Raw genomic sequence first — 12,241 nt, forward strand, 5'->3', positions numbered from 1 at the left:
TGCAGCCGGGAGGTTGTGGGAGAGTAGGTCGCCGCCGGACATTCTTTGAGGGAGGGCCTCGCACCGTTGGGTGCGAGGCCCTTCCGCATTTCTGGACTGTTTTCCCGCAAGGACGGTCCGCCATGGGCTCCGGGCACTAGCCTGGTCCCCTGAAGACCCGGCCGCGAGGCCGGCACATGAGGAACAGAGACTGCGTTCCCGCGGACCGTCGCGGCGTGACGCCCAGGAAGGACACCATGGCTGAGGACACCCCCCGAGAGCGCCGCGAGGACCGCGGATCCGAGGGCCGCGGGCCCCGTGGTGGCGGCGATGGCCGTCGTCGAGGTGGCGACCGCGACGCACGTCCTCGCAGCGGTGCCGGCGACCGGCGCCGCTCCGGCGGGCCTCACGAGGGTCGGCGGCGCGGCCCGGGCCAGGGGGGCGGACGCCCCCAGCGCCGCGGTGCGCCGACGGGCTCTCGTCGCGAGGACCGCGCCGAACGACCCGCGCACAATCCCGGTGACCTCCGGGCGGCGAATCGTGCGGACCAGGGGCGCTCTCCGGACATCGACCCGGACGTGACGGGCCAGGAGCTCGACCGCGGCACGCTCAAGGAGATCAACGGCCTTGACGAGCGTCCTGCCAGCTGGGTCGCCAAGCACCTCGTGATGGCCGGTCGCTACCTGGAGGTCGACCCGGAGCTGGCGTTCCAGCACGCCCTCGCCGCCTCCCGTAAGGGTGGCCGTCTCTCACGCGTGCGCGAGGCCGTCGCGCTCACCGCCTACGCGGCGGGGGAGTACGCGGACGCGCTGCGCGAGTTCCGCACCTATCGGCGGATGACGGGCGACGACACCCACATCGCCGCGCAGGTGGACAGCGAGCGTGCCCTGGGCCGCACGGAGAAGGCCCTGCAGCTGGCCGCCGAGGTGGATGCCTCGCGTCTGGACCGGGCGGCGCGGGCCGAGCTGGCCATGGTCGTCTCCGGCATCCGCGAGGACGCCGGCGATCTCCAGGGCGCCCATGAGGCTCTGCAGATCCCGGAACTGGACCGGCGGCGCGGCTACCCCTTCTCTCCCCGGCTGTTCCAGCGTCAGGCCGACGTGCTGCTCGCCCTGGGACGCCGCGACGAGGCTCGGCTCTGGGCGCGCGCCGTGCGCGTCGCGGAGAAGGCCCTCGGCGTGGGCGGGTTCGCGGACCCGGAGATCATCGACGTGGACACCGAGCCGGTCGAGGACCCCCGGGACCGCCGCCCGTCCCCCCGCGAACGGCGCCATGAGCGGTATGCGGCCGAAGTCGGTGCGGAGCCGACGGCGGACGGATCCCCGGCCGAGGAGCCGGAGTCCGCCACGGAGCCGACCGAGGCGCCCCGGCAGGTGGCCGCCGCTGAGCCGCCGGCCGCCGTCGACGCCCCGGACGAGGTCGACCCGAACCAGCTGTCGCTGTTCGACGCCCTCGAGGCTCCGGAGGCAGACGAGCGGTGAGCACCACGTTCTTCGACGGTCATGACGGGCTGCTCTGCGACCTGGACGGCGTGGTCTACGCCGGAGGCGGCGCGATCGCCGGGGCGGTCGAGACACTGGTGACGCTGCAGGAACGGGGCGTGCCGGTCGGGTTCGTGACGAACAACGCCTCCCGCGCGCCGGAGTCCGTGGCCGAGCACCTCCGCACGCTCGGGGTGCCCGCGCAGGCGGGGCAGGTCTTCGGCTCCGCGCCGGCGGGCGTCGACCTGCTCGAGGAGACGCTCGGCCGCCGCACCGGTCGGGTGCTCGTGGTCGGTTCGGCGTACCTGCGCGCCGTGGTCGAGGAGCGGGGCTACGACGTGGTCGCGTCTGCGGCGCAGCGTCCCGACGCGGTGATCCAGGGCTTCGACCCCGGTCTCGGCTGGGCCGATCTGGCGGAGGCGGCGTACGCCGTGCGCGCCGGGGCCACCTGGGTCGCCACCAACCTGGACGCCTCGATCCCGCGCGCGGAGGGGATCGCCCCCGGCAACGGGGCCCTCGTCGAGGCGGTGGGCCGGGCCACCGGCACCGCGCCCGTCGCGGCGGGCAAGCCCGAGCCACGACTGTTCCGGACGGCGGCCGCGGCCCTCGGCCTGGCCCGTCCCCTCGTGGTCGGCGACCGCCTGGACACGGACATCCGCGGCGGCAACGCGGCGGGGTTCGACACGGTCCTCGTCCTGACCGGCATCGACACGCGCGAGACCGCGGCCGCCGCCCCCGGGCCGGACCGGCCCACCTGGGTCCGTGCGCACCTGCCCGCTCTGCTCTCCGGCGGGGCCGAGGGCTCCGCGGACCAGCGGCGTGGCTGAGACCGCACGCGCCGACGTCGCCCTGGCCGCCCGGGGCCTGGCCCGCTCCCGCACGGAGGGCGCGGCGCTCATCCGCGCGGGGCAGGTCCTCCTCGACGGCCGCCCGGTGCGCCGGCCCTCCGACCGCGTGGCCGCCGACGCCACGCTGCGCCTGCGCGACCCGGGCCCGCGGTACGTCTCCCGTGCGGCCCACAAGCTCGTCAGCGCGCTCGAGGCGTTCCCGGACGTCGCCGTGGCCGGCCGCCGGGCGCTCGACGCCGGGGCCTCCACCGGCGGCTTCACCCAGGTCCTCCTCGAGCGGGGCGCCGAACGGGTGGCCGCCGTCGACGTGGGCCACGACCAGCTGGCCGCGCCCGTCCGGACCGACCCCCGCGTCCTCGTGCGCGAGGGGCTCAACGTCCGCGACCTCACGGCCGAGGACATCGACGGGCCGGTGGACCTGGTGGTCTCCGACCTGTCCTTCATCTCGCTGCGCCTCGTCCTCGCCCCGCTCGCGGGCGTGTGCCGACCCGGCGCCGAGCTGCTGCTCATGGTCAAGCCCCAGTTCGAGGTCGGGCGGCGGGCCCTGCCGCGCACCGGCGTCGTGACCGACCCCGACGCCCGCCGCGACGCCGTCGCGGGGGTGGCTGCGGCCGCGCTGGGCGCCGGCCTCGCACCGCGCGGCCTCGCCCGATCCGGCCTGGCCGGACAGGACGGGAACGCCGAGTTCTTCCTGCGGCTCCGCCGTCCCGACGCCGCCGCGGACGACGACACGGCCGGTGGGACGAGCCCCGCCCCCGACGCAGGCGAGCGCGCCGCCGGGTGGGTCCGGGACGCCCACATCGACTGGTCCTGACCCGCGTCCGGGGGGCGCCGCCCGTCCACGGGCGCGGGGCCACCGGTTCGCGCGTCCGGTCTCGTGGCTATCCTGGACCGCAGTGCCCGGCACCCCGGCTCGCGGAAGGAACCATGCCCTACACCCCCGGACGTCGCGTCCTCGTCCTGACCCACACGGGCCGCGAGGACGCCATCAGCGCGGCGCTGCAGGCCACCCGCATGTTCGCGGAGGAGGGCCTGGTCAGCGTCATGCTCGAACAGGACGTGGCCGCCATCCGCGCGGCCGCGGGGGACCCCCCGGAGTTCGCGCCCGAGGCCCTCGGGGTCGACTGCGAGCTCGAGGACATCACCCTCGGCCTCGTCCTCGGCGGCGACGGCTCGGTGCTGCGGGCGGCCGACTTCGTCCGCGGCCACAACGTCCCGCTGCTGGCGGTGAACCTGGGCCACGTCGGCTTCCTCGCCGAGTCCGAGCGCACCGACCTGCACCGCACCGTCCAGGCGATCGCCTCGGAGTCCTACGTGGTGATCGAGCGCATGGCCCTGGACGTCGTCGTGCACGTGGAGGGCCGCGAGGTGGCCCGCACGTGGGCCCTCAACGAGGCCTCCGTGGAGAAGTCCCACCGGGAGCGGATGCTCGAGGTGGTCGTCTCCGTGGACAACTCGCCGCTGACGGCCTTCGGCTGCGACGGCGTCGTCCTGGCCACCCCCACCGGCTCCACGGCCTACGCCTTCTCCGGCGGGGGCCCCGTGGTGTGGCCCTCCGTGGAGGCCCTCCTGTGCGTGCCCATCAGCGCCCACGCCCTGTTCACCCGCCCCCTCGTGGTGGGTCCGCGCTCCACGATCGGCGTGGACGTGCTCACCCGGACCCGCGAGACCGGCGTGCTGTGGTGCGACGGTCGGCGGACCGTCGAACTGCCGCCGCAGGCCCGGATCGAGGTGTCCCGTTCGGCCGAGCCGGTGCGCCTGGCCCGTCTCAACCCGACCCCCTTCGCGGAGCGGCTCGTGCGCAAGTTCCGGCTGCCCACGGACGGCTGGCGCGGCCCCGTCACCGCTCAGGAGCGGGCGGCCGTGCTCCGCGCGGTGGAGACCGTCGAACCGCGGCACGCGGGGCCGCGTCCCGACGTCGTCGAACCGGCCACCATGCCGCTGTCGGTGCTCTCGCCCGCGGACATCCAGCGCCACCGCGACCGCGGGGCACGCCATGCCGGGGAGGACGCATGATCGACCATCTGAAGATCTCGGGGCTCGGCGTGATCGGCGAGGCCACCGTGGACCTGGACCCCGGCTTCACCGTCGTCACCGGCGAGACCGGCGCAGGCAAGACCATGGTGGTCACCGCCCTGAGCCTGCTGCTCGGCGCTCGCGCCGACGCGGGCGCGGTCCGTCGGGGCTCGTCCCGCGCCGTCGTGGACGCCGGCGTGCGCGTGGCCGCGGACCACGCGGCGCTCCGCCTGGCTGAGGAGGCCGGCGCGGTCGTGGACGAGGGCGACGACGGCACCCGCGATCTGGTCCTGAGCCGCAGCGTCACGGCGTCGGGGGAGGGCACACGCTCCCGCGCCGCGGCCGGCGGCCGTTCCGTGCCCGTGGGCCTGCTCTCCGAGATCGGGGCCACGCTCGTGGCCGTGCACGGGCAGAACGACCAGGTCCGCCTCCAGGGCGCCGACGCCCAGCGGCACGCCCTCGATGCGTTCGGCGGCGCCGAGCTCGCCGCGGCCCTGCGCGCCTACCGCGCGGACCACGCCGCCTGGGCCGCCGCGCGTCGGGAGCGCGAGGAGCTCACCGCCCACCGCCAGGAGCGGGCCCGCGAGGCCGAGGCGCTCCAGCGCTCGCTCGAGGAGATCGACCTCGCCGACCCGCAGGAGGGGGAGGACGAGGAGCTGCGGGCCCTCATCCGCCGACTCGAGGACGTCGAGGAGCTGCGCGCGGCCTCGGGGGAGGCGCACGCCCGACTGGCCGGCCCCGACGTGGACGCGATGGACGAGACCCCCGGCGCCGTCAGCCTCGTGGAGGGGGCGCGGCAGGCCGTGCTCGCCGCCCCCGGCGACGACCCCGACCTCGCCGCCGCGGCCGCGCGCCTGGCCGAGGCCGCCGTCGTGCTCACGGACATCGCCGGCGACCTGGCCCGCTACACCGCTGACCTGGACGCCGACGCGGCCTCCGACCTCGACGCGGCCCAGTCGCGGCTGGCCGAGCTCACGCGACTGCAGCGGCTCTACGGGCCGGAGCTCGCCGACGTGATCGACTGGGCCCGGACCCAGCGTCCGCGCCTGGACGAGCTGCAGGGCGACTCCGGCCGCCTCGAGGAGCTCGAGGCGGAGGTCGACCGGCTGGACGCCACGCTGCGCGAGCGGGCCGCGACCCTCACCGCCCTGCGCACCGCGGCCGCCGAGCGGCTCGAGACCGCGGTGACCGAGGAGCTGCACGCCCTGTTCATGCCGGACGCCTCGTTCCACGTGGGGCTGACGCCGGTCGCCGGGGACGGTCTCGGCCCGTACGGCGCTGAGGACGTCACGCTCGCCCTGCGCCCCCACGCGGGCGTCGAGCCCCGGCCCTTGGGCCGCGGCGCCTCCGGCGGCGAGCTCTCCCGCGTGATGCTCGCCCTCGAGGTGGTCCTGGCCGCCACGGACCCGGTGCCCACCTTCGTGTTCGACGAGGTCGACGCCGGCGTGGGAGGTGAGGCCGCCGTGCGGATCGGGGCCCGCCTGGCGCGGCTCGCCCGCCACGTGCAGGTCATCGCCGTGACGCACCTGCCGCAGGTCGCCGCCTACGCGGACCGGCACGTGCGGGTGGAGAAGAACTCGGACCCGGCCGCGGGTGTGACCACCTCCGACGTCGTGACGCTGACGGCCGACGAGCGGGTCGAGGAGCTCGCCCGCATGCTCGCCGGGCACGGGGACTCCGCGGCGGCCCGCGAGCACGCCCGGGAGCTGCTCGAGTCCTCCGCCCGCGAACGCGGCTGAGCCGGTCCGCGGACACCGCCCCGACATGAAAGGATCGCCCCATGCCTGAGATTTCCGCGTCCGCGGGACGCTCGCCCCTGCGCGACCTGCACGTCCCCCGCCCGGTGAAGAAGTCGAAGACCGTGTACGAGGGCCGAGTGTGGGACATCGCCCGGGAGTCGTTCCGCCTGGACCCGGCGGACAAGTCCCGGGAACCGCTGACCCGGGAGCTGATGGTGCATCCGGGCGCCGTGGCGATCCTCGCGGTCCGCACCAAGCTCACCACCACCGGACCCCGCGAGCAGGTGGCCCTCGTCCGCCAGTACCGCCACCCCGTGGGCATGGAGCTGTGGGAGATCCCGGCGGGCCTGCGGGACGTGGACGGGGAGGACCTCCACCAGGTCGCCGTCCGTGAGCTGGCCGAGGAGGCCGACCTGCGCGCCCGCGAGTGGCACACCCTCGTCGACTACTACACGACCCCGGGCGGCTCCAGCGAGGCGATCCGCGTGTTCCTGGCCCGTCAGATCGAAGAGATCCCCGACGGCGAGCGGCACACCCGGCAGGACGAGGAGGCGGCCATGCCGCTCGTGTGGGTCGGCCTCGACGAGGTGACCGACGCCGTCCTGGACGGCCGGGTGCACAACCCCTCCACCGTCGTCGCCGTGCTGGCCCTGGGCGCCCACCGCGCCCAGGGCTGGCGACGCCTGCGTCCCGTGGACGCGCCGTTCGTCCCCGACCGGCAGGCCCCGGGGGCGGACTGGTCCGCGTGAGCCCGGACGCGCCGCTGAGCTCGGCGCTCGCGGCACCCTTCCGTCGGCACCTGGACCACCTCGCCGTCGAGCGGGGCCTGGCCGAGAACACCCTGGCCGCCTATCGGCGCGACCTGGCCCGCTACCGTCGCTGGCTCGAGGCGGCCGGGGTGCGCGCCCCCGGGGACGTCGACCCCGGCCACGTGGCCGGTTTCCTGCAGGCCCTCGCCACGGGCGACGACGGCGGTCGCCCGCTCGCCGTCCGCTCGGCCGCGCGCGTGCTCGCCGCGGTGCGCGGACTGCACCGGTTCTGGGCCCTCGAGGGCCTCACGGAGACCGACCCCGCCCGCGACGTGCACCCCCCGAAGCCCGGCACACGCCTGCCCACCGCGCTGCCGGTGGAGCAGGTGTCCGCGCTGCTCGACGCCGTGCCCACGGACACGCCGGCCGGCCTCCGGGACCGGGCCCTGCTCGAGTTCCTGTACGGCACCGGGGCGCGCGTGTCCGAGGCCGTGGGATTGGACGTGGACGACGTCGTCGGGCTCAGCGAGGCGGACGACGTCGGGGCCGCCGACGGCACGGGCGCCGGGGACGGCCCGCAGCCCGTGGTGCGGCTGTTCGGCAAGGGCTCGAAGGAGCGCGTGGTGCCGATCGGCTCCTACGCCTGCGCCGCCCTGGACGCCTGGCTCGTCCGGGGGCGGCCGGCGATGGTGGCCGAGGCGCGGCGGTCCACTCCCGCGCTGTTCGTGAACACGCGCGGGGGGCGGCTGTCCCGGCAGTCCGCGTGGGCCGTGCTGAAGGCGGCGGCCGAGCGGGCGGGGATCGACGCCGAGGTCTCGCCCCACACCCTGCGGCACTGCTTCGCCACGCACCTGCTGCAGGGCGGGGCCGACGTGCGTGTGGTGCAGGAGCTGCTGGGCCACGCCTCGGTCACCACCACGCAGGTCTACACGCTGGTGACCGTGGAGTCGCTGCGCGAGGTCTATGCGCAGGCGCACCCCCGGGCGCGCTGACCCCGCCCGACGCCACGGGGGCGGTGCCGGGTGGATCGCGTTCCACCCGACACCGCCCCCGCACCGGGAGGCCGGCGCTCTCAGCGCTGCGGCAGCTCCCGCTGCTCCGGGCCGTCGTAGGCCGAGAGCGGGCGAATCAGCGCGTTCGCGGCGCGCTGCTCCATGATGTGGGCGGTCCAGCCGGTGATGCGCGAGGCGATGAAGATCGGCGTGAACAGCTCGGTGTCGAAGCCCATGAGGTGATACGTCGGGCCGGCGGGATAGTCGAGGTTCGGCTTGATCTGCTTGGCCTCGTCCATGGCCTGCTCCAGACCGTCGTACAGGCCGAGCATCTCCTCGCGGCCGTAGTGCTCGATCATCCGGTCCAGCGCGGCCTTCATGGTGGGCACACGGGAGTCGCCGTTCTTGTAGACGCGGTGGCCGAAGCCCATGACCTTCTTCTTCTGGGCCAGGGCGTCCTCCATCCACGCCTTCGCTCGGGCGGCGGCGTCCTCACGGGACTCCTCCTTCCGGATGCCGATCTCGTCGAAGGTGTGCATCACGGCCTCGTTGGCGCCGCCGTGCAGCGGGCCCTTGAGCGCGCCGATCGCCCCGGTCACGGCCGAGTGCAGGTCGGAGAGCGTCGAGGTAATCACGCGCGCGGTGAAGGTCGAGGCGTTGAACGAGTGCTCGGCGTACAGCACCATCGAGACGCGGAACGCGTCCACGACCTCCGGGGCGGCCTCCTCGCCGAACGTCATCCAGAGGAAGTTCTGCGAGTAGTCCAGGTCCTCGCGCGGCTCCACCACGTCCTGGCCGCGGCGGCGGCGCTGGTCGTAGGCGACGACGGCCGGGAACGCCGCGAACAGCGCCTGGGCCTTCTCCAGCTCGGCCTCGGGGGAGGAGTCCTCCGCCTTCGGGTGGTTCGCGCCGAGCACGGACACGGCGGTGCGGCCGACGTCCATGGGGTGGCAGTCGGTGGGCAGCAGGTCGATGGCCTGCTTCACCTTCGGGTCGAGGGCACGGTGGGCGCGCTCGAAGCGCTCGAACGCGGCCAGCTCCTCGTCCGTGGGCAGCTCGCCCGTCCAGAGCAGCAGCGCGACGGCCTCGAACGGCAGCTGCGCGGCCAGGTCCTGCACGGGGTAGCCGCGATACAGCAGGGAGTTCGTCTCCGGGTTGACCTTGGAGATCGCCGTGGTGTCCACGACGACGCCGGCCAGGCCCTTCTTGATCTCGGTCTCGGTCATGGTGTCCCTCCTCGGGGAGTGGGGCCCGCCCGCGCACGGGCGGGCCCGGTGACGGGTCAGAGGTCGGCGTGGTTGGCGCCGATGTCGAGCGTGGGCACGTCGAAGTTGAAGATGCCCGTGTCGAAGGCGTTGTAGCCCTCGTAGTCCACCAGCTCGTAGAGGCGGGCGCGGGTGAGCATCTGCTCCACCTGCGACTGCTGGGTGCCCTCCTCCTTGATGGCGTCGAGCACGCGCTCGGCGGCCCCCATCGCGGAGCGCAGCAGGGTGACCGGGTAGATCACCATCGCGATGCCCGCGTCGGCCAGCTGCCGGCGGGTGAACAGCTCGGACTTGCCGAACTCGGTCATGTTCGCCAGGACCGGGACCCCGAGGGGCTCCAGCTCGCGACACACGGTCTCGAACTCGCCGATGTCCTTCAGGGCCTCCGGGAAGATCGCGTCCGCACCGGCCTCCACGAGCGCCTTCATGCGGGCGATCGCGGCGTCCAGGCCCTCCACGGCACGCAGGTCGGTGCGCGCCATGATGAGGAAGTTCGGGTCCCGGCGGGCGTCGACGGCGGCGGCGATGCGCTTGACCGCGGTGTCGAGGTCCACCATGTTCTTGCCGTCGAGGTGGCCGCACCGCTTGGGGTTGAACTGGTCCTCGACGTGGCAGCCGGCCAGGCCGGCGTTCTCGAACTCCTGCACCGTGCGGGCCACGTTCATCGGCTCGCCGAAGCCCGTGTCCGCGTCGATGAGGCACGGCAGGTCCGTGAGGCGGGCGATCTGCCCGCCGCGCACGGCCACCTCGGTGAGCGTGGTCAGCCCGACGTCGGGCAGGCCCAGCTCGTTCGCGAGCACGCCGCCGGAGATGTACACCCCGGGGAAGCCCTTCTCCTGGATCAGCTTGGCGGTCAGCGGGGTGAACGCGCCCGGGAACTGCTGGGCGCCGCCCTGTTTCAGGGTCTGCCGCAGGTCGATCCGCTTCTGTTCGGCCGTCTTCGTCGAGTACAGCATCAGAACAGGCCCTTCGGGGCGGCGGCGAGGTCGGCCTCGGACAGGAACGCCGGGTCCGCCAGGATGTTCAGCTGGTCCAGCTCGCCGGGCTGCAGCTCGGCCACGCGCTCGGCGGCGGCCAGGAAGCGGTCCTGCTCCTCCTTCGAGACGATGCCCTCGGCCAGGGTGCGGAACTTCTGGATGTACTGCTCGCGGGCGAACGGTCGGGCGCCGAGCGGGTGGGCGTCGGCCACGGCGATCTCGTCGGTGATGACGGTGCCGTCCTTGAGGGTGATCTCCACCGCGCCGCCGAACGCCTTCTCCGCGAGGTCCAGCGAGTGGTAGCGGCGGGTCCACTCCGGGTCCTCCACGGTGGTCACCTTGTGCCAGAGGGCGACGGTGTCCTCGCGCTGGGCGCGCTCGGGGGCGTAGGAGTCCACGTGGTGCCAGGAGCCGTCCTGCAGGGCCACGGTGAAGATGTAGGGGATCGAGTGGTCGAGGGTCTCGCGCGAGGCCGTCGGATCGTACTTCTGCGGGTCGTTGGCGCCCGAGCCGATCACGTAGTGGGTGTGGTGCGAGGTCTTGATCAGCACCGACGCGACGTTCGCCGGGTCGGTGGCCTCCGGGTGCTCCCTGTGGAGCTTGCGGGCCAGGTCGATCCACGCCTGGGCCTGGTACTCGGCCGAGTGCTCCTTGGTGTAGGTGCCCAGGATGCCGCGCTTGGGCTCGCCCTGCTCGGGCAGCGGCACCTCGTAGGAGGCGTCCGGGCCGTCCAGCAGCCAGGCGATCACGCCGTCCTCGCCCTCGTAGATCGGGACGGGCGAGGTCTGGCCGCGCATGGCGCGGTCCACGGCCTCGACGGCCATCTTGCCCGCGAACGCCGGGGCGTGGGCCTTCCACGTGGAGATCTCGCCCTTGCGGGACTGGCGGGTGGCGGTGGTGGTGTGCAGGCCCTGGCCGATGGCCTGGAAGATGGTCTCGGTGTCCAGGCCGAGCAGGGTGCCGATGCCGGCGGAGGCGGAGGGCCCGATGTGGGCCACGTGGTCGATCTTGTGGCCGTACAGGTTGATGGACTTCACGAGGTCCACCTGGATCTCGTAGCCGGTGGCGATGCCGCGGATCAGGTCCTTGCCGGAGCGGCCGGCGTGCTGGGCGACGGCGAGGATCGGCGGGATGTTGTCGCCCGGGTGGGAGTACTCGGCGGCCAGGAACGTGTCGTGGTAGTCCAGCTCGCGGACGGCCACGCCGTTGGCCCACGCGGCCCACTCGGGGGAGACCTTCTGCTCCACACCGAACACGGAGGCGCCCGCGCCGCCGGTGGAGACCGGGTGGGACAGGGCCTGGGCGCGGGCGGCGACGATCGGGCCGCGCCGGAGCGAGGCGACGGCGACGGAGGCGTTGTCGATGATCCGGTTGATGATCATCTCCTCGACCTCGGGCAGCACCTCGACGTCGTCGACGGCCACCTCGGCCAGCTTCCAGGCCAGCTGGTCCTTGCGCTCGAGGTTCTCCTCGGAGCGGTGGACGCGCACGTGATGGTTCTTCATGGACGGTCTCCTTCGGTGGGGGTCAGCAGGGTCGGGGTCTCCTCGGCGCGGCCGCGCCGGGTCAGATGGTGGAAGGCGTGGTGCAGGTGGACCCGCGTGGTCGCCTCCGCGAGGTCCGCGGCGCCCGAGCCGACGGCGTCGGCGATGTCCGCGTGCTCCGCGGCGGAGGCCGCGAGGCGGGCCGGGTCGTCCGCGGCCAGTCGGCGCAGGCGGGCCAGGTGCAGGCGCAGGGTGCGCAGGGTGGAGACGAGGTAGGGGTTCGCGGCGGCCTCGTCCAGCCGGCTGTCCAGCTCGGCCGTCATCGCGTAGTAGTCCGCCGGGTCGGTCCCGCCGCGCAGGGCCGCCTCGGCCTCCTGGAAACGGCCCGCGAGGACCGTGAACCGCTCGGCCGCCTCCGGGGTGGCCCGCTGCGCGGCCCGGCGCGCCAGGAGGGACTCGAGGGCGATGCGCAGGTCGAACAGCTGGTCCGCCTGCTCGAGGGACAGGTCGGCGACGACGATGCCCCGGCCCGGCGCCTGCTCGGCCAGGCCGTCGGCCACCAGGCGGGAGAGCGCCTCGCGCAGAGGGGTGCGCGAGATGCCCAGGCGCTCGGCCTGCTCCACCTCGCCCAGGCCCGCGCCCGGAGGGAGGGACCAGTCGAGGATCTCCGCCCTCAGGGCCTGGTACGCCCGCTCACTCGCTCGCATGCCG

11 protein-coding genes are annotated in these 12,241 nt (G+C 74.4%); 7 read left to right on the forward strand and 4 right to left on the reverse strand.

Annotated elements, in window-relative coordinates:
- Positions 1-557: 557 nt before the first annotated feature.
- From ACUXPL_RS07440 to xerD, 7 genes are all read left to right on the forward strand, one after another.
- Positions 558-1,460, forward strand: coding sequence for a hypothetical protein (locus ACUXPL_RS07440; RefSeq protein WP_454182957.1), 903 nt, complete (start codon positions 558-560; stop codon positions 1,458-1,460).
- Positions 1,457-2,287, forward strand: a complete 831-nt coding sequence (locus ACUXPL_RS07445; RefSeq protein WP_180535777.1) for an HAD-IIA family hydrolase — start codon at positions 1,457-1,459, stop codon at positions 2,285-2,287. The genes ACUXPL_RS07440 and ACUXPL_RS07445 overlap by 4 nt, the downstream gene beginning before the upstream one ends.
- On the forward strand, positions 2,280-3,122 hold the full coding sequence (locus tag ACUXPL_RS07450) for a TlyA family RNA methyltransferase (protein ID WP_454182959.1): 843 nt from the start codon (positions 2,280-2,282) through the stop codon (positions 3,120-3,122). The genes ACUXPL_RS07445 and ACUXPL_RS07450 overlap by 8 nt, the downstream gene beginning before the upstream one ends.
- Positions 3,123-3,235: 113 nt before the next feature.
- A complete protein-coding gene (locus tag ACUXPL_RS07455; protein WP_454182960.1) occupies positions 3,236-4,324 on the forward strand; it encodes an NAD kinase in 1,089 nt (362 codons plus the stop codon).
- A complete protein-coding gene (recN, locus tag ACUXPL_RS07460) occupies positions 4,321-6,063 on the forward strand; it encodes a DNA repair protein RecN (RefSeq protein ID WP_454182962.1) in 1,743 nt (580 codons plus the stop codon). The genes ACUXPL_RS07455 and recN overlap by 4 nt, the downstream gene beginning before the upstream one ends.
- A gap of 41 nt (positions 6,064-6,104) precedes the next feature.
- The gene (locus ACUXPL_RS07465; RefSeq protein ID WP_454182964.1) at positions 6,105-6,812 is read left to right on the forward strand and encodes an NUDIX domain-containing protein; all 708 of its coding nucleotides are present in this window, start codon (positions 6,105-6,107) and stop codon (positions 6,810-6,812) included.
- Positions 6,809-7,804: a site-specific tyrosine recombinase XerD gene (gene xerD / locus ACUXPL_RS07470; RefSeq protein ID WP_454182966.1), complete on the forward strand. Its 996-nt coding sequence runs from the start codon at positions 6,809-6,811 to the stop codon at positions 7,802-7,804. Before ACUXPL_RS07465 ends, xerD begins: the two co-directional genes overlap by 4 nt.
- An 80-nt stretch (positions 7,805-7,884) precedes the next feature.
- Here xerD and ACUXPL_RS07475 read toward each other — a convergent pair whose 3' ends face one another.
- The 4 genes from ACUXPL_RS07475 to ACUXPL_RS07490 are packed head-to-tail and all read right to left on the reverse strand — an operon-like array spanning position 7,885 to position 12,237.
- Positions 7,885-9,030, reverse strand: a complete 1,146-nt coding sequence (locus ACUXPL_RS07475; RefSeq protein ID WP_454182968.1) for a bifunctional 2-methylcitrate synthase/citrate synthase — start codon at positions 9,028-9,030, stop codon at positions 7,885-7,887.
- A 56-nt stretch (positions 9,031-9,086) separates the two neighbouring features.
- Entirely contained in the window at positions 9,087-10,025 is a 939-nt protein-coding gene (gene prpB / locus ACUXPL_RS07480; RefSeq protein WP_454182970.1) for a methylisocitrate lyase, read from the reverse strand.
- The gene (locus ACUXPL_RS07485) at positions 10,025-11,551 is read right to left on the reverse strand and encodes an MmgE/PrpD family protein (RefSeq protein WP_454182972.1); all 1,527 of its coding nucleotides are present in this window, start codon (positions 11,549-11,551) and stop codon (positions 10,025-10,027) included. The genes prpB and ACUXPL_RS07485 overlap by 1 nt, the downstream gene beginning before the upstream one ends.
- A complete protein-coding gene (locus ACUXPL_RS07490) occupies positions 11,548-12,237 on the reverse strand; it encodes a GntR family transcriptional regulator (protein ID WP_020628108.1) in 690 nt (229 codons plus the stop codon). The genes ACUXPL_RS07485 and ACUXPL_RS07490 overlap by 4 nt, the downstream gene beginning before the upstream one ends.
- Positions 12,238-12,241: the final 4 nt, after the last annotated feature.

It is taken from the genome of Micrococcus sp. 140720015-1 (assembly GCF_053627595.1).

What these genes read in the sequence shown, in the direction of transcription:
- ACUXPL_RS07455 (WP_454182960.1), top strand. Translation starts at nt 3,236, where the DNA reads ATGCCCTACACCCCCGGACGTCGCGTCCTCGTCCTGACCCACACGGGC.
- recN (WP_454182962.1), top strand. Translation starts at nt 4,321, where the DNA reads ATGATCGACCATCTGAAGATCTCGGGGCTCGGCGTGATCGGCGAGGCC.
- ACUXPL_RS07465 (WP_454182964.1), top strand. Translation starts at nt 6,105, where the DNA reads ATGCCTGAGATTTCCGCGTCCGCGGGACGCTCGCCCCTGCGCGACCTG.
- ACUXPL_RS07475 (WP_454182968.1), bottom strand. Translation starts at nt 9,030, where the DNA reads ATGACCGAGACCGAGATCAAGAAGGGCCTGGCCGGCGTCGTCGTGGAC.
- prpB (WP_454182970.1), bottom strand. Translation starts at nt 10,025, where the DNA reads ATGCTGTACTCGACGAAGACGGCCGAACAGAAGCGGATCGACCTGCGG.
- ACUXPL_RS07485 (WP_454182972.1), bottom strand. Translation starts at nt 11,551, where the DNA reads ATGAAGAACCATCACGTGCGCGTCCACCGCTCCGAGGAGAACCTCGAG.
- ACUXPL_RS07490 (WP_020628108.1), bottom strand. Translation starts at nt 12,237, where the DNA reads ATGCGAGCGAGTGAGCGGGCGTACCAGGCCCTGAGGGCGGAGATCCTC.